The sequence below is a fragment of the Woronichinia naegeliana WA131 genome (assembly GCA_025370055.1).
GTDB lineage: Bacteria > Cyanobacteriota > Cyanobacteriia > Cyanobacteriales > Microcystaceae > Woronichinia > Woronichinia naegeliana.
In genome coordinates, this window is sequence record CP073041.1 from 1,792,501 (window position 1) to 1,810,357 (window position 17,857).

Annotated in this window: 13 protein-coding genes and 1 tRNA gene; 10 read left to right on the plus strand and 4 right to left on the minus strand. The window is 43.3% G+C overall.

Annotated features, from left to right (window positions below):
• The 3 genes from KA717_09245 to KA717_09255 all read left to right on the plus strand — a co-directional run bounded on the left by KA717_09245 (position 1) and on the right by KA717_09255 (position 3,389).
• The gene (locus tag KA717_09245) at positions 1-2,709 is read left to right on the plus strand and encodes an ATP-binding protein (protein ID UXE62860.1); all 2,709 of its coding nucleotides are present in this window, start codon (positions 1-3) and stop codon (positions 2,707-2,709) included.
• Positions 2,710-3,001: 292 nt separating this feature from the next.
• Complete coding sequence (locus KA717_09250) at positions 3,002-3,196, plus strand: hypothetical protein (protein ID UXE62861.1); 195 nt, start codon at positions 3,002-3,004, stop codon at positions 3,194-3,196.
• A gap of 120 nt (positions 3,197-3,316) precedes the next feature.
• Positions 3,317-3,389 (plus strand) — tRNA-Ala (locus KA717_09255).
• A 163-nt stretch (positions 3,390-3,552) separates the two neighbouring features.
• Here the strand turns inward: KA717_09255 and KA717_09260 are convergent.
• The gene (locus KA717_09260) at positions 3,553-4,623 is read right to left on the minus strand and encodes a fatty acid desaturase (GenBank protein ID UXE62862.1); all 1,071 of its coding nucleotides are present in this window, start codon (positions 4,621-4,623) and stop codon (positions 3,553-3,555) included.
• Between the two features lie 201 nt (positions 4,624-4,824).
• Here KA717_09260 and KA717_09265 point away from each other — a divergent pair, with 201 nt between their 5' ends.
• From KA717_09265 to KA717_09275, 3 genes are all read left to right on the plus strand, one after another.
• The gene (locus KA717_09265; GenBank protein ID UXE62863.1) at positions 4,825-5,130 is read left to right on the plus strand and encodes a hypothetical protein; all 306 of its coding nucleotides are present in this window, start codon (positions 4,825-4,827) and stop codon (positions 5,128-5,130) included.
• 15 nt (positions 5,131-5,145) lie between these two features.
• Positions 5,146-6,621: a DEAD/DEAH box helicase family protein gene (locus KA717_09270; protein UXE62864.1), complete on the plus strand. Its 1,476-nt coding sequence runs from the start codon at positions 5,146-5,148 to the stop codon at positions 6,619-6,621.
• A gap of 144 nt (positions 6,622-6,765) precedes the next feature.
• Entirely contained in the window at positions 6,766-7,506 is a 741-nt protein-coding gene (locus KA717_09275; GenBank protein UXE62865.1) for a response regulator transcription factor, read from the plus strand.
• A gap of 86 nt (positions 7,507-7,592) precedes the next feature.
• Here KA717_09275 and KA717_09280 read toward each other — a convergent pair whose 3' ends face one another.
• Complete coding sequence (locus KA717_09280; GenBank protein UXE62866.1) at positions 7,593-8,123, minus strand: DUF1269 domain-containing protein; 531 nt, start codon at positions 8,121-8,123, stop codon at positions 7,593-7,595.
• A 188-nt stretch (positions 8,124-8,311) separates the two neighbouring features.
• Between KA717_09280 and KA717_09285 the strand changes: the two genes are divergently transcribed.
• From KA717_09285 to KA717_09300, 4 genes are all read left to right on the plus strand, one after another.
• The gene (locus KA717_09285; protein ID UXE62867.1) at positions 8,312-13,111 is read left to right on the plus strand and encodes a PAS domain S-box protein; all 4,800 of its coding nucleotides are present in this window, start codon (positions 8,312-8,314) and stop codon (positions 13,109-13,111) included.
• A 29-nt stretch (positions 13,112-13,140) separates the two neighbouring features.
• Entirely contained in the window at positions 13,141-15,471 is a 2,331-nt protein-coding gene (locus tag KA717_09290; protein UXE62868.1) for a response regulator, read from the plus strand.
• Between the two features lie 206 nt (positions 15,472-15,677).
• Positions 15,678-16,031: a hypothetical protein gene (locus KA717_09295; protein ID UXE62869.1), complete on the plus strand. Its 354-nt coding sequence runs from the start codon at positions 15,678-15,680 to the stop codon at positions 16,029-16,031.
• Between the two features lie 980 nt (positions 16,032-17,011).
• Positions 17,012-17,197, plus strand: a complete 186-nt coding sequence (locus KA717_09300) for a hypothetical protein (GenBank protein UXE62870.1) — start codon at positions 17,012-17,014, stop codon at positions 17,195-17,197.
• 73 nt (positions 17,198-17,270) lie between these two features.
• Here KA717_09300 and KA717_09305 read toward each other — a convergent pair whose 3' ends face one another.
• Together KA717_09305 and KA717_09310 are read right to left on the minus strand one after the other, a co-directional pair.
• A complete protein-coding gene (locus KA717_09305) occupies positions 17,271-17,489 on the minus strand; it encodes a DUF2283 domain-containing protein (protein UXE62871.1) in 219 nt (72 codons plus the stop codon).
• Between the two features lie 103 nt (positions 17,490-17,592).
• A complete protein-coding gene (locus KA717_09310; GenBank protein ID UXE62872.1) occupies positions 17,593-17,844 on the minus strand; it encodes a DUF4926 domain-containing protein in 252 nt (83 codons plus the stop codon).
• Between the last annotated feature and the right edge of the window lie 13 nt (positions 17,845-17,857).

Here is a 17,857-nt window from a genome sequence, read left to right on the forward strand (position 1 = left end):
ATGGAAAGATTTCCCTTCCCGCTCAGATTCTCCATTCCCACCATTTTAATTTTGTGTGGTAGTTTGTTGGGACTAGTATCCTTCCAGCAAGAAATCACAGAAACCTATCAAAAGACTGAAACCAGTAGCCAAAATGCAGTCAGGATTTCAGCGAGTCGAACGGCCGGTATATTAGAGTATCTCTACCGTCGAGCCGACAATGAACAGGCAGAAATTATCATTAGTCAAGTAGGCAGTGATCCTGACTTGGACTTGGTGCTGCTCTTTGACGATCGCAATTCAGTTTTATTGTCTGATCATTACGAATTAAGGGATCTACCCCTTGGAAAAACCCTGGCTCAACCCTACGAAGGGCAAATAACAGCCGTCCGACAGACAATGGCCGGACAAGTATGGCTTTCCCCCGATAAGCATAAATTGATTGCTATCTATCCGGTTCTGCTCAAAGCCTTGCCAGGGGAACTGCGTCCTTCTAGGGTGGGAATTCTTTTTTTAGAACAGGATCTGACCCAGGCTAAAAAGGAGGCCTATAATGATGCCCTCAGACGCTCCCTGCTCTTTGCGGGAATGTTGACCTTGTTTTGTATCGGTTTGTGGTTCTTTTTTGAGTTTACCCTAACCCGTCGAGTTGCTCACCTGGTGGCTACTAGCAATAGTCTGGCGGCTGGCCAATTAGGCGATCGCGCCCAGTTATCCGGTTCCGATGAAATTGCCCAGATATCGTCAGCCTTTGATCGTATGGCTGAAAAGATCCAAGAAAATACCAAAGATTTAGAGCGCAGTGAAGAACGTTACGATCTAGCCGTATCGGGCACTAACGATGGTATCTGGGACTGGGATCTGAATACCAATACTGTTTACTATTCTCCCGTTTGGTTCAAAATTCTGGGCTATGAACCTAATCATTTATCCAATCTTCTTTCTACCTGGTCAGAAAAACTACATCCTGACGATTTAGATTCATCTCAACAAGCTGTCCGTGATCATTTGGTCGGAGAAACAGAACTCTACGAACATACCCACCGAATGCAACATCGGGACGGTCATTATCTCTGGATTGCAGCCAAGGGCAAATGTTTACGAGATGACACTGATGCTCCCTATCGCATGGTGGGAACCATTACCGACATTACGGCTAAAAAGCAGGCCGAGGAAGAACTCCGTAAGGCTAAAGAAGCGGCTGAAAGTGCGAATCGTACCAAGAGTGAATTTTTAGCCAACATGAGTCATGAAATTCGGACTCCCATGAATGCCATTCTCGGTTTTTCCGATCTCTTACAAGGTTTAACCGCCGATGGTCGCGCCCACAGTTACCTAGAGGCCATCCGCTCTAGTGGCAAAACCTTGATGGCTTTGATTAATGATATTCTTGATCTTTCTAAGATTGAAGCAGGGAAACTCCAACTCAGCTATGAAGGCGTGGATATTCGTCAATTGGTTTATGAAATCCAGCAGATTTTTTCTGAAAAAGCGAAAGAGAAAGGACTCCAACTTTTTACCAAGATTGACGAAAAAGTTCCTCCGATGATTGCCTTTGATGAAGTCCGCTTAAGACAGATTTTATTTAATGTAGTTGGTAACGCGATTAAGTTTACGAACCAGGGCTATGTTCGCATTAGTGTCGCCAGCGATCGTCCCAACAACCAAAAAATAGAACTTCTTTTACAAGTAGAAGATACTGGGATTGGCATTGCCGAGGAAGAGCAAGAGCGTATTTTCGATATCTTTACCCAAAGTGAAGGCCAAAGCACCCGTAAATATGGTGGAACGGGTTTAGGGCTAACCATTACCCGTCGTTTAACAGAAATGCTAGGGGGATATATTGAACTCAAAAGTACTTTAAATCAGGGCAGTATTTTCACGCTAGTTTTCCCTTCCATTAAGGTAGAAGGAGAAGTTCCCAAACCGATCAAAACTCAACGAGATAAGAACCTAAAACAATTTGCTACTTCAAGGATTTTAGTGGTTGATGATGTGAAGTCCAATCGTCATTTGGTTCGGAGTTTTTTTGAGGGAACTGATCACCAAATTATCGAAGCCTGTGATGGTTTTGAGGCTATTCATATGGCGAAAATTCACCAACCGGATCTGATCATTATGGATATCTTAATGCCCAATTTAGATGGTCAAGAAGCAACCCTTTGTTTACGTAAAGATCCAGAAACCCAAGCCATTCCGATTATTATTTTGACCGCTTCTTTAATGTTGGATATTCAATATCAGCTTCAGGAATATTGCCAAGGTTTTCTAACCAAGCCCCTGTTTCAATCGGATCTGGTACAAGCCTTAAAAGAAGTACTGCCGCTAAGATCACCCTCCCAATCTTCTGCTCCTGCCTCCACTGAGCTAACAAGTCCGGCTATTGCGGTCATGTCTGCCCCCCAAGAGGACTCACCCGATACCCAGGAAACCTCGAATAGTCCTAAAGATTTATCAGAACTGCTCACCCAATTAATCAGGGAAGAAGACACCATTTGGCCTAAGATCCGACAAACCATGATTATGCGAGATTTGCGTGAGTTCGCAAAACGATTAAGAGCTTGGTCGGAAGACTACGCTTTTAGCCCTCTATTAGACTATGTGGTCAAGTTGGAGTTCCAAATCCATTCCTATGATGGAGAAAACTTAGCACGAACGGTTAATACCTTTCCCCAGGTACGAGCCGCATTAGAAAAAGAGTTGGCTGATGCTTCAATGCTCCTCAGCTAAAATCCGGTAGTAGAGATCAAAAATCCAACTAAAAAGCCAATAATTGTGGCGTAGGAAACAGAGCTTCCTCCCAATTCGTAAGCTTCGGGCATCTATGCAATCTTCCAAGTCCGTTTAAAGTCTCGGAATGCTCTCCCGCGACTTGTTCACACAAGCAAGACGATGGGATCAATTCAGGACAAGCAGTCCAAGACCGAGCACAATCTTGAGAAAAGCTTAAGTTGTGGACTCTGGCCCTTGCCAGCTTCATAAATTGTATTATTATAGAAATAAAGTTAACAATTTTTAATATATGTTAGTGCCTATTCTCATTTTTGATGTGGCTTTGGTGGCTTGGTCGCTACATCTGATGCAGCAGGCAGTCGAAGAACAGGAATTTTCGCTGATGTTGGCGGGAACGTTAGTCGCTTTGGCCGCTGCGGCCACCCTAGTTGTCTATTTTCTCATGGGCCACTGTTTAGCCTACATTACTCAACTTCCCTATTAAATAAGCCCTTGGCCGGCGATCGCCCCTCTCGCGCTCCTAGGTCAAGACAGTTTTAAAATTATTTAGCTTAACACTTGACAAAACTGTTTATGATAAGGCAAGATTAAAAACGGACTTAACGGGGTTATAGCTCAGTTGGTAGAGCACTGCAATGGCATTGCAGGGGTCAGGAGTTCGAGTCTCCTTAGCTCCATACGTAAATTTATAAATTCTTGGTCAGATGATCGCCTATGGTGATTGTCTGATTTTTGCTGGATTGAGCTTGCTATTCTTGATTAAGCCAATGCGGAGGATCATGGGTTGAATCCACGATCCTTAAGGGCTAATTGACCGTTTTAGAGGTGCTAGAAATTTGCTTACAGCGATCGCGGATGGGTCGGCGATTCATAAACAACAGGGGAAGCGTGATCAGGCACGAAATGACAAGCCCAATAGGAATGAATAAAACTCTTCCAAATCGGTTCATTTGAAACGCGGTAATAATCCCCAAGAATAGGCTTAATCGCTTCTGTTGCCGTTTTGAGGTGATAGTGGGGCATATTTAGGAAAATATGGTGGGCTACATGGGTGCCAATGTCGTGGTGAATGGGGTTAATAAAACCGTAATCGCGATCAATGGTGGAAAGCGCGCCTTTGAGAAAATACCAATCTTCATCCCGATACCAGGGGATACCCGGTTCAGTGTGGTGCAAGAAGGTGACTAAATCTAGCCAGATAACGAAGATAACGTAGGGAACGAGATAAAACTTGAGTAAAAACAGCCAACCAAACTGGTAGGTCAAAAAGCCTAAAAAGCCAACCATGGCAATCCAGAGCGTCGTGCTAGTGATGATATCCCATTTTTCAGAGGGACGGAACAAGGGGCTACTGGGTAAAAAATGAGAACCTTCCCGATTCGGCGATCGCTTGAAGAGATAGAGCGGGTAAGAAATCAGAGGCACATAAAAACGGAAGAGTTTTTCATACCAAGCCATTTCATTGTACTTACTTTCTGTGACAGGATACCAACTTTCATCGGTGTCGATATTGCCGGTGTTGGCATGGTGGGTGCGATGACTAATACGCCAGCCGTGATAGGGAACCAAAATGGGGATATGGGAAAGGTGTCCGATCAGATTATTCAACCATTTAGATTTAGAAAAGGAGCCGTGACCACAATCGTGGCCGACCACAAACAATGACCAAAATAAGGTTCCCTGAGCTAACCAGAAAAACGGGTAAAAATACCAAGAATCTAGATGGGCAGCGATCGCATAAAGACCAGCAATCATGCCAATATCCAAAAAAAAGTAGGCCAAGGATCGACCTACCGAGGGTTCAAAGCATTCTGGGGGAATCGCAGATTTCAGATCTTGGAGCGTGAAAGGTAGCTCCGTTTTTTGAGTTTTTGTATTGTTAACTAAGTTGGGTGGATTTTTAAGTTGCACGCAATTATCCTAAGAAGGGCAGTACAGAAAAGGGTCTTTAAGATTCTACCCTCTTTTGCTTTAGAAAACTTAATACTCTTCCACTATTTCTCCTTGTTTTTCTGAACAACCCCAGCCCTCCAATGACTCAATCCGCGTTGAAGTGGGAACTGAGTTATGCTGAAGGATAGAAGCTATGACTAATTGCTGTCACTAATTGCTATGACTGTACGAAATTCCCAAGAGACTGACTATTCCATCCCCAAGGTCGAAGTTGACATTGATCCCGATCCCTCGAAACTGCCTTCCCTACCAGAGAAGTTCAATCAAATGCTTCAGCAGTTTCAACAGTGGTATCAGGGACTGGCGGCTCCGGCTAAGATCGGGGTGGCGATCGCCTTATTTTTTATTGCAGTTAGCCTACTGCTCAAAGTCCTGCATCTCATTTCCTCCCTGATTACCGTCACCATTTTGGCCATCGTGCTTTACGGACTATATCGTACCTTTCTCAAACCCAATCTTTCCTAAACCTTAAACTTCTCCATGCCCCGTCCCTCTAAATTGACCTATGATCGCGGGACATTATTGCTCCATCCACCTCCCAGGGGAAGAGAATGGCTTGATTTCGTCACCTGGGATGATCGGGTGGAGAAGTTTCGTCTGCCGGCCTTTCAATATCGCTCTTTAGTGGAAAGACTTCAGGCGGCGGGGATTGATTTTATTGATGAAGCCAAGGGATTTTTACCTCTAGAATTAACTCCTCGCCTAGAACGTCAACCCTTTCCCCATCAAATGGAAGCCCTAACCGCCTGGAAAAAAGCGGCTCGCCAGGGAGTGGTGGTGTTGCCAACGGCGGCGGGAAAAACCTTTTTAGCCCAATTGGCCATTCAGTCCACCCCACGCACAACTCTGATCCTGGTTCCCACTCTGGATTTAATGCACCAATGGTATGCCCAAATGACCGCCGCTTTTCCTGATACGGAAATTGGTCTCTTGGGAGGGGGTTCCCGCGATCGCAGTCCGATTTTAATTGCGACTTACCACAGTGGCGCGATCCAGGCAGAAACCCTGGGTAATCAATATGCCCTTTTAATTTTTGATGAATGTCACCATCTCCCCAGTGATTTTTTTCGGGTCATTGCTGAATATGCGATCGCCCCCTATCGCTTAGGATTAACCGCGACACCGGAACGTAGCGATGGCAGTCATCTGGATTTAGATCATTTAATTGGGCCGGTGGTCTATCACAAAACCGTCGAGGATTTAGCCGGTGGTACGTTAGCCGAACATGAAGTCATTCAAATCAAAGTTCAATTGTCCCAGAGCGAACGAGAACGCTACGATCTGGCCATGCAAACCCGCAATCAATTTTTACGACAGTCTAATATTGCTCTCGGCAGCTTAAATGGTTGGCAACAATTTGTCCAAGCGAGTGCCTGTTCTAGTAGTGGCAGACGGGCCATGTTAGCTCACCGTGAAGCCAAGGAAATTTCCCTCGGTACAGAAGGCAAGTTACGAGTCCTAGCAGAAATTTTGACAGAGCATCATCCCGATCCCGTCCTTATTTTTACCAACGACAATGCAACGGTTTATCGGATTTCCCGAACGTTTTTAATTCCGGCCATCACCCATCAAACCCCGGTCAAAGAACGCCATGATGTTTTGAGCCAATTTCGAGAAGGTCACTATAAAAGCCTGGTAACGTCCCACGTTCTCAATGAAGGGGTGGATGTCCCCAGTGTCAAAGTGGCGGTAATTCTATCGGGGACGGGTTCCACTCGTGAATATGTGCAGCGTTTGGGGCGTATTCTTCGCAAACAGGTGGGAGTACATAAATTAGCAATTCTCTATGAAGTTGTGGCCGAAGATACGAGTGAGGAACAAACCGCCCATCGTCGTAAAGCGGCCAGTAAATCTTCTCCCGATCGCCCCCAGCAGTTGGAATTATTGCCTTCCCCAGAACGGCGATCGCTCAGAGCCGCAGAACCGAAAACCAATACTTACTCGACAGAAGATTAATCTGCTGTTACTGTAAACAAACAAAACGTAATCTTTCGTAACGATCAAGTAGGGTTCATGCCTATAATCGAGCAGAGTAGATTCTTCTGTTTCCGATCACTCTTCCAGACCGATAATAAATTACCCTTTTAAACTTTAGCTATAATGCCTCGAATTCTCGTAATTGACGATGATCCTTCGATTTCTGAGCTTGTCTCGATTAACTTGGAGATGGCCGGCTATGATGTCAGTCCCGCCGAAGATGGCATTAAAGGCCAGGCCTTGGCCGTACAAATTCAGCCTGACTTGATCATGTTAGACCTGATGCTTCCCAAGGTGGATGGTTTCACGGTTTGTCAACGTTTACGTCGAGACCCTCGCACTGCGGATATTCCGGTGTTAATGTTGACAGCCCTGGGTCAAATCCAGGATAAAATCGATGGTTTTAACGCTGGAGCCGATGATTACCTCACCAAGCCCTTTGATGTGGAAGAAATGTTGGCTAGGGTTCGAGCTTTATTGCGACGGACAGATCGCATTCCCCAGGCGGCCAAACATTCAGAAATTCTCAGTCATGGCCCCCTAACCCTCATCCCTGAACGTTTTGAGGCAATTTGGTTTGGCAAAAGTATTAAGCTAACGCATCTAGAATTTGAATTGCTGCATTGCTTACTGCAACGTCATGGGCAAACCGTCGCTCCCAGTGATATTTTAAAGGAAGTTTGGGGTTACGAACCCGATGATGATATTGAAACCATTCGTGTTCACATTCGCCACCTACGAACGAAATTAGAACCCGATCCCCGTCGTCCTCGCTATATTAAAACGGTTTATGGGGCGGGCTACTGTCTGGAGTTTCAGCCAGAGGAAGAGACAATGGTAGAAGACAAATCGGCGATCGCTTAAACCCCCCTAATTGCCTAGGAGGGCTAATCTGTCACATGTCGTGTTACGCTATGTTCTTTTCAGAATTTAGATGAAATTGACAGTGATTATTCTGCTGTCGCAGCCGTTGTTGCATCCGTTGTGTTCGTTAAACCACGGCTATCCAGCACTTCCTGAAGTTGGGCTTCTTCATCCTTAGATAGGGAAGTCCGCAATACTTTACCGCCGTATTTGCTCACTTCTTCTAGAACCTTATCTGGGGTCACTTTACGAACTAAAACAAACAGAGCGGAAGTACTTGGTTTTAGGGTTTCGCCTAATTCCCGCATAAAGTTGTCATCCACGCCCACATCACTCAGTGCACCAGCTAATGCACCACTCGCTGCACCAACGGCAACTCCTAATAGGGGTGAGAAGAAAAGAGTACCGATCAATAGGCCCCAAAAACCGCCACTAGCGGCTCCTGCACTAGTCAGATTAACGGCTTGTTTTAACTTAATTTTGCCTTTATCGTCTTTTACCACCACAGCCGCATCTTCGAGTTCGATTAAATGCTCGACCTGGAGTTTCGCTAGAGTGAGACGAACCTCTTCTGCTTTAAATTCGTCGTCGTAAGCAATAACAATAAGATCACTCATGGATTAGTCTTCTCGTAAAGGTTATCTGTTTCTATCCTACCAGTTATTTTTCCCGTTGCTCTAAACTGGTATCCTGGGCTACGTCTTTTGAGCGCTCAGTGAAAACCGAGATGGATAATTCTTTGACAATCCAGAGAGGGTAAGACAGTGGGTCAATTAACTCCTCAAACGTAGCCAAATATACCAATATGATTCACCAAGGCAAAGAGAAGATTCTTCTGGTAGAGGATTCTGAGAGCGATCGCTTTGTGTATCGTCGTTATCTTAAGGCGGACACCGAGAATCAGTACGAAATTTTAGAAGCTGAAACCCTAGCCGAGGGGCTGGAACTATGGCGATCGCAATCTCCTAATTTGGCGTTAGTTGATCTTCATTTGCCCGATGGTAGCGGCTTAGAACTATTAGAGGCGATTACTGCTCTACCCCAAGACCTTCAGATCCCCGTGATTGTGATGACAGGGCAAGGGGATGAAAAAATAGCCGTCCAGACCCTTAAACAGGGCGCAATTGACTATCTGGTTAAAGGTGATATCACAGCTTTGACGCTCTGTCGAGCCATTAGACAGGGGCTAGATGAGGGGATGTTCCCTAGAAAAGTCAGACAATTACAGCAACAAATCGAAATCCAAAACTCGGTTCTGAAATTTAAGGATGACCTCTTTCAAGCAATTTTTGATAATACTTTTCAGTTTACTGGCTTAATTGCACCTGATGGGACGGCGTTGGAGGCTAATCAAACGGCCCTCGCGGTGGCAGGTCTGAAAAAAGAAGAGGTTATTGGTCGTCCGATATGGGAAACGGAGTGGTTTAAGATTTCTCGTCAAACTCAGGAAAAATTGAGACAATCCGTCGCCCGTGCGGCCCAGGGGGAATTTATTCGCTATGAAATGGATATTTGGGGTGCGAATCAAAGGGTTATTCCCATTGATTTTTCTTTGCGTCCAATGTTTAATGAGTCGGGTGAAGTGATTTATATTATTCCTGAAGGGCGGGATATTACCGATGCCAAACGTTTACTTATAGAAAGAGAACAGGCGTTAGCGGCCCTCAAGGTACAAAAAGATTTTAATCAATTGATTGCCAAAATTAGCAGTCGTTTTGTGGAAGTGACTGATGAAACGTTGGATTTTGAGATTGATTGCAGTCTGCAATTGATTGGGGAAATGAGCCAGGTAGATACGGCCTATCTTTTTACTCTTGATCGCGATCGCCAAACCCTGAGCATGAGTCATGAATGGAGCCAATCAGGAAGTCTTCGTCAGATAGCGATCGCCCAAAATGTTCCCTTTGCAGCTTTTCCCTATTCAATCGCTTTAATTCTTCGGCAACAATACTGTTGTGTAAAAGATACGGCACTTTTGCCTCCAGAAGCGGCGGTGGATGCGGCCGGTTGGCAACAATTTAATATTAAATCTTTGTTATCAATTCCTCTCATCCGCAACGGCCAGACCATCGGTATGCTCGGTTTGGCTTCCTTCAGTCGGGCGATCGCCTGGGACGAAGAGAGCATTCGGATTTTAACCATTCTCAGTCAAACGATCGCCAATACCCAAGCACGAATTGAAGCCGAAAATATCCGTAAACAAAATGAAATCGAACTAGCCGAATGGCATAAACGTTATGAATTAGCAGAACAAGCTAGTGGACAAATGGTGTATGAATATAATTTTCTGACGAATTCTGTAATTTGGGGGGCGAATGCAAAATTGATTTTAGGCTATGCTGAGTCTGATTTACCGCTCCATTTGTCCGATTGGATGTCTTTAATTCATCCCGAAGATTTAAGCATTTTTCAACAGGCATTAGAAATAGCAAACATTCACCAAACCCTTTTCTTTGCTCAGTACCGTTTCCGCCATCAAGCCGGTCATTATATTTGGCTCGAAGACCGCAACCAATGGTTGTTAAATGAGCAAGGGGAGGGAATTGGGGTGGTTGGCATGATCGCCGATATTAGCGATCAAAAAAAGGTAGAACTGCTTTTAAAAAAACAAGCCCTCGTTTTTGAAAATATTACCGATGGGGTCATCATTACCGACCTGGACGGGATCATTATTGATTGGAATCGAGGGGCGGAAAATTTATACGGTTATACTAAAACTGAAATATTAGGCAAAAGTCCTAGTATTCTACACAAAACTGAAGAGGGACAGAGGTTCGCAACGGAAATTAATCAAACAACCTTGCAAAAGGGTCATTGGTCAGGGGAATTCACCGTTATTTGTAAAGATGGGACGGAAAAAATTACTGCCACCTCAACGGTTATTTTACGAGATATCCAAAAGAATAATATCGCTTTGATTGGCTTCAACCATGATATTACCAAACTCAAAAAAATAGAAGAAGAATTGCGCGACAATAATGCAAAACTTCAGCAATTTAATCAAGAATTAGAAATTAGGGTTGAAGAGCGTACCCACGCCCTCCAAGTCAGTGAAGCGTTTAATCGCCAGTTAATTACAGAATTTCCCATCGGTCTCGCTTGTTGCCGCTTGGACGGACAGTTAGTTTATATCAATTCCAATTTTGCCCAAATATTAGGACGAACAGTTGAAGAAACCCTCAATTTAACCTATTGGGATATTACACCCATTAAATATCAAGAGCAGGAAGTAGAACAACTCCGACAGCTACAGGAAACAGGAAGTTATGGCCCCTACGAAAAGGAATATATTCACAAGGATGGCCATCTCGTAGCAGTTACATTGACAGGATTACTGATTCAACAAAAGGGAGAAACTCTCATTTGGTCTAGTGTGCAAGATATTAGCGATCGCAAACAAGCTGAACAACAATTACAAAATCTCACCAATCGCCTGAAAATCGCGCTCAATTCTGGAGCGATCGGCTGTTGGGAATGGGAGATAGGGAACAGCATCGTGACTTGGGATGAGCGGGTGTATGAACTGTATGGCATTCCTGTGGAAACTACAGTGGTTTTTGAAACCTTTGTCAATAGCCTTTATCCCGATGACCGACAGGCGACCTTAACCTTAGTTCAGGAAGCCGTAGCAGGAAACGCTGAATATGATACAGAATTTCGAGTGATCCATCCCGATGGTAGTATCCATTTTCTAAAATGTTATGGGGCGGTAATGCGAGATGACCAGGGAAATCCCCTGAGAGTAATCGGCGTTAATTTTGAGATAACAGAACAAAAACAAGCCGAACAAACCATCCGTCAGCAAGCAGAAAAAGAAACTCTCCTACGGCAAATTACCCAACGTATTCGAGAAAGTCTTAATCTTCAGACCATTTTTGATACGGCTTGTCAGGAAATCCGTCAATTTATCCAAAGCGATCGCGTGGGAATCTTTCGGTTTTATCCCGAATCTGGCTTTGATGATGGAGAATTTGTCGCCGAGTCCCTGAAAGAAGGGTGTTCTTCCGTTTTAGCCATTCGGATTCATGATCACTGCTTCGGAGAAGACTATGCCAAAAGCTATACAGAGGGACATTTTCAAGTTATTAATGATGTTCTCCAGAGTAATTTACAAGAGTGTCATAAAGCGGTTCTGAGTCAGTTCCAAATTCGCGCCAATTTAGTGATACCTCTACTCTGTGGCCAGCAATTATGGGGGTTACTCTGCATTCATTCCTGCACGGCTCCCCGTATTTGGCAACCTGATGAAATTGATTTAATTCAACAAATTGCGGGTCAACTGGCGATCGCCATTCAACAGGCCAATTTACTGGAGCAATTACAACAGGAATTAAAGGAAAGACAAGTTGCACAACAACAACTCACCGAACGCAATCAGCAATTAGCCCTTTCTAACGAAGAATTAGCCCGTGCCACCCGTCTGAAGGATGAATTTCTGGCCAATATGAGCCATGAACTCCGCACACCCCTCAATGCCATTTTAGGGATGACCGAGGGTTTGCAAGAACAGGTTTATGGCCCCATTAACCCCAAACAACTCCGTTCCTTACAAACCATTGAACGCAGTGGGTTCCATCTGTTGGGCTTAATTAACGAAATTCTCGATCTCGCTAAAATCGAATCAGGTCAATTAGAGTTGGAGTGTGGGCCTACGGCGATCGCCCCGCTTTGTCGTTCTAGTTTGGCTTTCATCAAACAACAGGCTTTAAACAAACGCATTCAAATTCAAACCCAAATTCCTCAAGATCTGCCGGATATCTGGATTGATGAGCGACGCATCCGTCAAGTGTTGATCAACTTGCTTAACAATGCGGTGAAGTTTGCGCCGGAGGGAGGGAACGTGACCCTAGAAGCCACTTTAGCCGTCAACTCAGCAATGGCTTCCCTGGTGTCAGATTCATCGCCTTCGACCCAAACTTGCTTGCGGATTGCGATCATTGATAACGGGATCGGGATTACACCCGAAAATATCCCCAAACTCTTTCAGCCCTTTATTCAAGTCGATAGTGCGCTTAATCGTCAATATGAGGGAACGGGTTTAGGGTTGGCCTTGGTGAAACGCCTGGTCGAACTACATGGTGGTCGAGTTAGCCTTACAAGTGAGTTCGGAAAAGGCAGTTGTTTTACGATTGACCTGCCCTGTCCCCATCGTGAGCGATTCTCCTCTGCTTCATCACCTGAGCTAGAAACGGAAAACCGCACCGAAAGTATTTCTCTTCAAACCCGGCGTTCTTCTTCAATTTTGTTAGTGGAAGATAATCCAGCTAGTGCTAGTACGATCGTCAATTATTTAGAAGCGAAGGGCTATCGTTTGATTTTGGCAGAAAATGGAGAGAAAGCGATCGCTTTGGCCCAGTCGGAAAAACCGGATTTAATTTTGATGGATATTCAAATGCCAGGCATGGATGGTTTAGAAGCGATCAAACAAATTCGCCTAAATGCCAATTTAGCCCAAATTCCGATCATTGCCCTCACTGCCCTAGCCATGCCAGGAGATCGCGATCGCTGTCTGGAAGCGGGAGCCAACGAATATGTCTCTAAGCCCGTTAGACTCAAACAGCTAACTAGCCTCATGCAAGACCTTTTAAACTCCAGCCAAGACTAATCCCTAAACCAGAAAACACCATAAATTCTGTGAAAAACTACTCTATTTTAATCATTGAGGATTCGGAAAGCGATCGCCTTACCTATCGTCATTATCTTTTAGCAAACCAAAATTTTAAATACCAAATTTTAGAGGCGCAGGGGCTAACCGAGGGGCTGGAATTGTGGAGAACACAGTCTCCTGATCTGGTGCTAGTGGATATTAATTTGCCCGATGGTAGCGGCTTAGAATTATTAAAGGTTGTTAACAATCGGTATTCAAGACAACCCTTGCCGACAATTGTGATCAGTGGTCTGGGGAATGAACGGATCGCGGTACAAGCGATGAAACTAGGTGCGAGTGACTATTTAGCGAAGGATGATATTACAGCTTCTACCCTTTGTCAGGCAGTGGAAAACGCGCTGCAACAGTGGAATCTTACCAAAGATATTCAACAGCGTACTTATTTTGGGAGTTGGGAATTAGATGTACTGACGGGAAAGCTGACCTGGTCTAAGGAACTTTTTGAAATCTTTCGGATTAATCCTGCTAATGCTACCCTTACCTTCGATTACCTTAGCTCCTATTTTACCCCCCATTCCAATCAGGTACGTATAGAAGTCATTAGTCGAGCCATTCAATACGGTGAACCCTTTGAAGTTGATCTAGAAATTATTCGAGCAGATGGAACCAGAGGCTTTATTCTCTCTAAGGCAATACCCCAACGTGATGACACCGGAAAAGTGGTTTATTTATGGGGAGGGACAGTGGACATCAGCGATCGCAAGGAGACAGAAAGAGCACTCCAATTAAGTGAAGCCCGTTTTCGTCGGTTGTTTGATGCCAATATTGTCGGAATGCTTTTTGCTGATTTGCAGGGACGAATTATTGATGCCAATGATTGTTTTTTACAGGAGCTTGGTTATACTCGGCAAGAACTGAACCAAGGTTTAATTCGATGGGATCAAATCACGCCCTCGGAATACGCTCAACAGGATGAGGAGTTAAGAAAACAGATACAAAAAATAGGCTATTTCTTACCAGTAGAAAAGGAATATTATCGCAAAGATGGTAGTCGGCTGGCGATTCTGCTGGGAGGGGCGTTTCTCCCTGGTTCAAGCGACCAAACAATTTGTATTGCGATGAATATTAGCGATCGCAAATTGGCAGAAATTAAACTGCAACAGAGCAATCAAGAATTGGCTAGGGCAACTCGTCTTAGGGATGAATTTTTAGCCAACATGAGTCACGAACTCCGCACCCCTCTCAATGCTATTTTAGGGATGACTGAAGGCTTAAAAGAGCAGGTTTATGGCCCCCTTAACCCCAAACAACTCGATTGCTTAGAAACCATTGAACGCAGTGGTTTGCATCTATTGGAATTAATTAATGACATTCTTGATCTTTCTAAAATTGAATCTGGCCAGTTAACTTTGGACTATCATCTGACGGCGATCGCCCCGCTTTGTCAGGCTAGTTTGGCTTTTATTCAACAACAGGCTTTCAACAAACATATTCAAATTCAAGCACAAATTCCTCAAGCTCTGCCGGATGTCTGGATTGATGAGCGACGCATTCGTCAAGTGTTAATTAATCTTCTTAATAACGCAGTTAAATTTACACCAGAGGGAGGAAATATTCTCTTAACCATTGCCCCAATGGCTAACCCTTCTACCCAATCATTTTTGTTGCGGATTTCGATCATTGATAACGGGATCGGGATTGCACCAGAAAATACCCAAAAACTATTTCAGCCTTTTGTACAAGTTGATAGCGCACTCAATCGCCAATATGAGGGAACGGGTTTGGGGTTAGCCCTGGTTAAAAATATTGTTGAACTGCATGGTGGCCAGGTGAGCCTTCAGAGTGAGTTAGGAAAAGGCAGTTGTTTTAGCGTTGATTTGCCCTGTGCTGATTGTGAGTCATTTCTTCCTAACTGTCCGATAGCCCCCAGCATTTTGGCAGAGAAAAATCACAAACAAGAGACTCGCGCAGAATCAAGCCGTTCCTTTTTAATTTTGTTAGCAGAAGACAATGCCGCTAATGTTTTAGCCATGTCCGATTATTTAACGATCAAAGGCTATCGTTTGATTGTGGCAAATAATGGGGAAATGGCGATTTCCCTGGCGAGATCTGAACAACCGGATTTAATTTTGATGGATATTCAAATGCCAGGCATGAATGGTTTAGACGCAATCAAACAAATTCGCATGGATGCCAATTTAGCCCAGATTCCGATTATTGCCCTCACCGCCCTAGCCATGCCAGGAGATCGCGATCGCTGTCTGGAAGCAGGGGCCAACGAATATGTCTCTAAACCCGTTAGACTCAAACAGTTAACAAGCCTAATTCAAGAAATGCTTACCTCCGTCAACGAATAACCATTAATTACGATAAATGAGTTCTGTGGTAATTTCTAAGGAATGAAAAATAAATAAGATAGGCAAATGGTAAGATAAACTAAATGATAAAAAACAGGACACAGGATAATGCACTACTCAGAAGACATTGAATCAGAGATGGTAAAATTCTACAACTCACTGAGCGAGAAAGATAAACGAAGATATGCAGCCGTTGAAGAAAAAAGTTGGGTCATGGGGGAATCAAGTACATATCCGAGTTATTTGGATGTAACCGAAACACAATAACAGAAGGTAAGAGCGAGCTAGAAAATAGCGAGGTAGAGAAGTTTAACGAAAAAGCTATTCGAGAACAAGGGGGAGGAAGAAAGAGTTGCTTTGAGCAGATACCAGAATTAGATGAAGTATTTCTATTAGTAGAAGAAGATACAGAGGGAGACCCGATGGAAGAAAAAACAAAGTGGACATACTTAAATCAGTCCCAAATTGTTGAAGGGCTAAAAGAAAAAGGAATAGAGATAAGTATGCCAATTGTAAAAAAACTACTCGATAAACATGGTTATGTGAAACGTAAGCGTTAATCTTATAGATAAGGTTTATGCTAAAGGGCGAAAAGTTGTTGATGGTTTCAAGGACAATTTACCAATTGTTTTTGATTAATATCTTCCGAAATGGAATTACAGAGCCATTCCTCAATTCTACAAAAACGCATAAGTTATTTATTCTTTGTCCCTAAATTGCTTTCTAGGGCATTTTTATCAGATTTTTCCAAGTCTTTTAACTCTCAATTAAGTGGTTAATGTCCAGATTATTAAAGTCTCTCTGTTCTAGCTGGTTAATGGTTTTTTCAATCCATTGGTGAAAGTCTTGATCATAAAGAATTTGAGTTAACATAATTAGACTTTAAGTGAAAAAATAATAGTGGAGATCGCCCTTTACAAAAACAACAAGACTGTGATCGCCTTCTCAAAAACAACAGTTAAACTGCGATCGCACTTTCCTATCACAAACAACCAGACCGCAATCACATTTTCAAAGTGTGTCTCGGTATTCTTCAAGTAAGGCTAAAATATCGGCTAGTTGGTTTCTGTGGAGGTTGTTGGGGTTAAGTTGGAATCGGATGATTGCAGTACGGTATCGAGTTTCGATTCGAGTTCGGCGAGTTTCTCGTTCTGTTTTTTCAAGTCGGACAAGCCCCCGTAGGATTTGATCCAATGTAACAAGGCTGAAAGTAAGCCCCGCGAAGAGGAGTCCGAACCATTGGGGGATGATGATTGGGTCGTTTCCGAGTTGGATTGAGTCATAATTGAGGATTATTCCTGTTAAAAAGACGAATAGGGTGGTAAGAATACCGATAAAGGTCTGAAAGTCAGGCATCGGGTTTTTGTTGATTTAACTTGATTTTAGCATTTAGTTTTCAAGGCAAACTGTTTTGAAAATTGCCCTTTATCAACCATAAATAACAAAACAGCGATCGCTCTTAATATTTCTCAAAAATTCGGATGATGGCCTTGTGTCTGTATGTTACAGTGTTTCTTGTTCGCCTCAAGAGGCTTAAGCCATGAGTAATAAAGAAGCAGTTATTGAGCTTTTTAAATGTCTGCCTGAGAACATTTCTTTAACGGCGATCGCGGAAGAAGTCAGTTTTATTGCGGCTATTCAAGAGGGATTTGAAGAAATTGATTGGGGTAAAGGTGTGCCAGTTGAAACTGTTGAAAAAATGATGGCATCATGGACTATTAAGTAATTCTTTCACAAAAAACAGACTGCGATCGCATTTCTCAATTATTTTTCAGTTTGACGACAGAGCGGTTCATAAATTAAGCTGCAACATTAACCAAAAGTTCTGCGGTTAAAGGATTATCTTTTTGTAGTTGACTTACGCCTAAAATTGAAAAACCTAATACATTTCCCTGAAGATCAACTCTGGTCATAATTGCATCGTTTTCTGTTTCTTGCATATAACCTGGTTTATCGGAAAAAAGAACTTCTAAGAAATCACCTTCTTTATCAAACCAAATTTTTAAGTTAGTGGCCATAGTAACTCTCCTTGTTTAATTCTAATCGCCCTTTTACATTATAAAGAACAAGACCGCGATCGCACTTTATTCTAATAAAAAAAGGGGTGATCGCACTGAGAATTTAGTAAACTAAACTAAGATTAGAAGTATCAGGATAAAGCAATATGAATTTTTCTGGCTCTAAGGAAACTAACACAAATGTTTGACCATTATTGTCACAAAATTCTACTTCAAAAGCCTCTCCATTATTATATTCTTCTACCACTGTCCCCATTTGACCTATAGGTAAAATTATTTCTTTCTCTGTCATAAATTGAGTGGTCTTGATATTTTCAGTAAGAGCGATAATATCATGTAATTTAATTGAACTCATATTGATTTATCTC

Excerpts from the sequence above, each read along its gene's own strand:
- KA717_09245 (UXE62860.1), top strand. The coding sequence starts at position 1 with ATGGAAAGATTTCCCTTCCCGCTCAGATTCTCCATTCCCACCATTTTA.
- KA717_09250 (UXE62861.1), top strand. The coding sequence starts at position 3,002 with ATGTTAGTGCCTATTCTCATTTTTGATGTGGCTTTGGTGGCTTGGTCG.
- KA717_09265 (UXE62863.1), top strand. The coding sequence starts at position 4,825 with ATGACTGTACGAAATTCCCAAGAGACTGACTATTCCATCCCCAAGGTC.
- KA717_09270 (UXE62864.1), top strand. The coding sequence starts at position 5,146 with ATGCCCCGTCCCTCTAAATTGACCTATGATCGCGGGACATTATTGCTC.
- KA717_09275 (UXE62865.1), top strand. The coding sequence starts at position 6,766 with ATGCCTCGAATTCTCGTAATTGACGATGATCCTTCGATTTCTGAGCTT.
- KA717_09280 (UXE62866.1), bottom strand. The coding sequence starts at position 8,123 with ATGAGTGATCTTATTGTTATTGCTTACGACGACGAATTTAAAGCAGAA.
- KA717_09285 (UXE62867.1), top strand. The coding sequence starts at position 8,312 with ATGATTCACCAAGGCAAAGAGAAGATTCTTCTGGTAGAGGATTCTGAG.
- KA717_09300 (UXE62870.1), top strand. The coding sequence starts at position 17,012 with ATGAGTAATAAAGAAGCAGTTATTGAGCTTTTTAAATGTCTGCCTGAG.
- KA717_09305 (UXE62871.1), bottom strand. The coding sequence starts at position 17,489 with ATGGCCACTAACTTAAAAATTTGGTTTGATAAAGAAGGTGATTTCTTA.
- KA717_09310 (UXE62872.1), bottom strand. The coding sequence starts at position 17,844 with ATGAGTTCAATTAAATTACATGATATTATCGCTCTTACTGAAAATATC.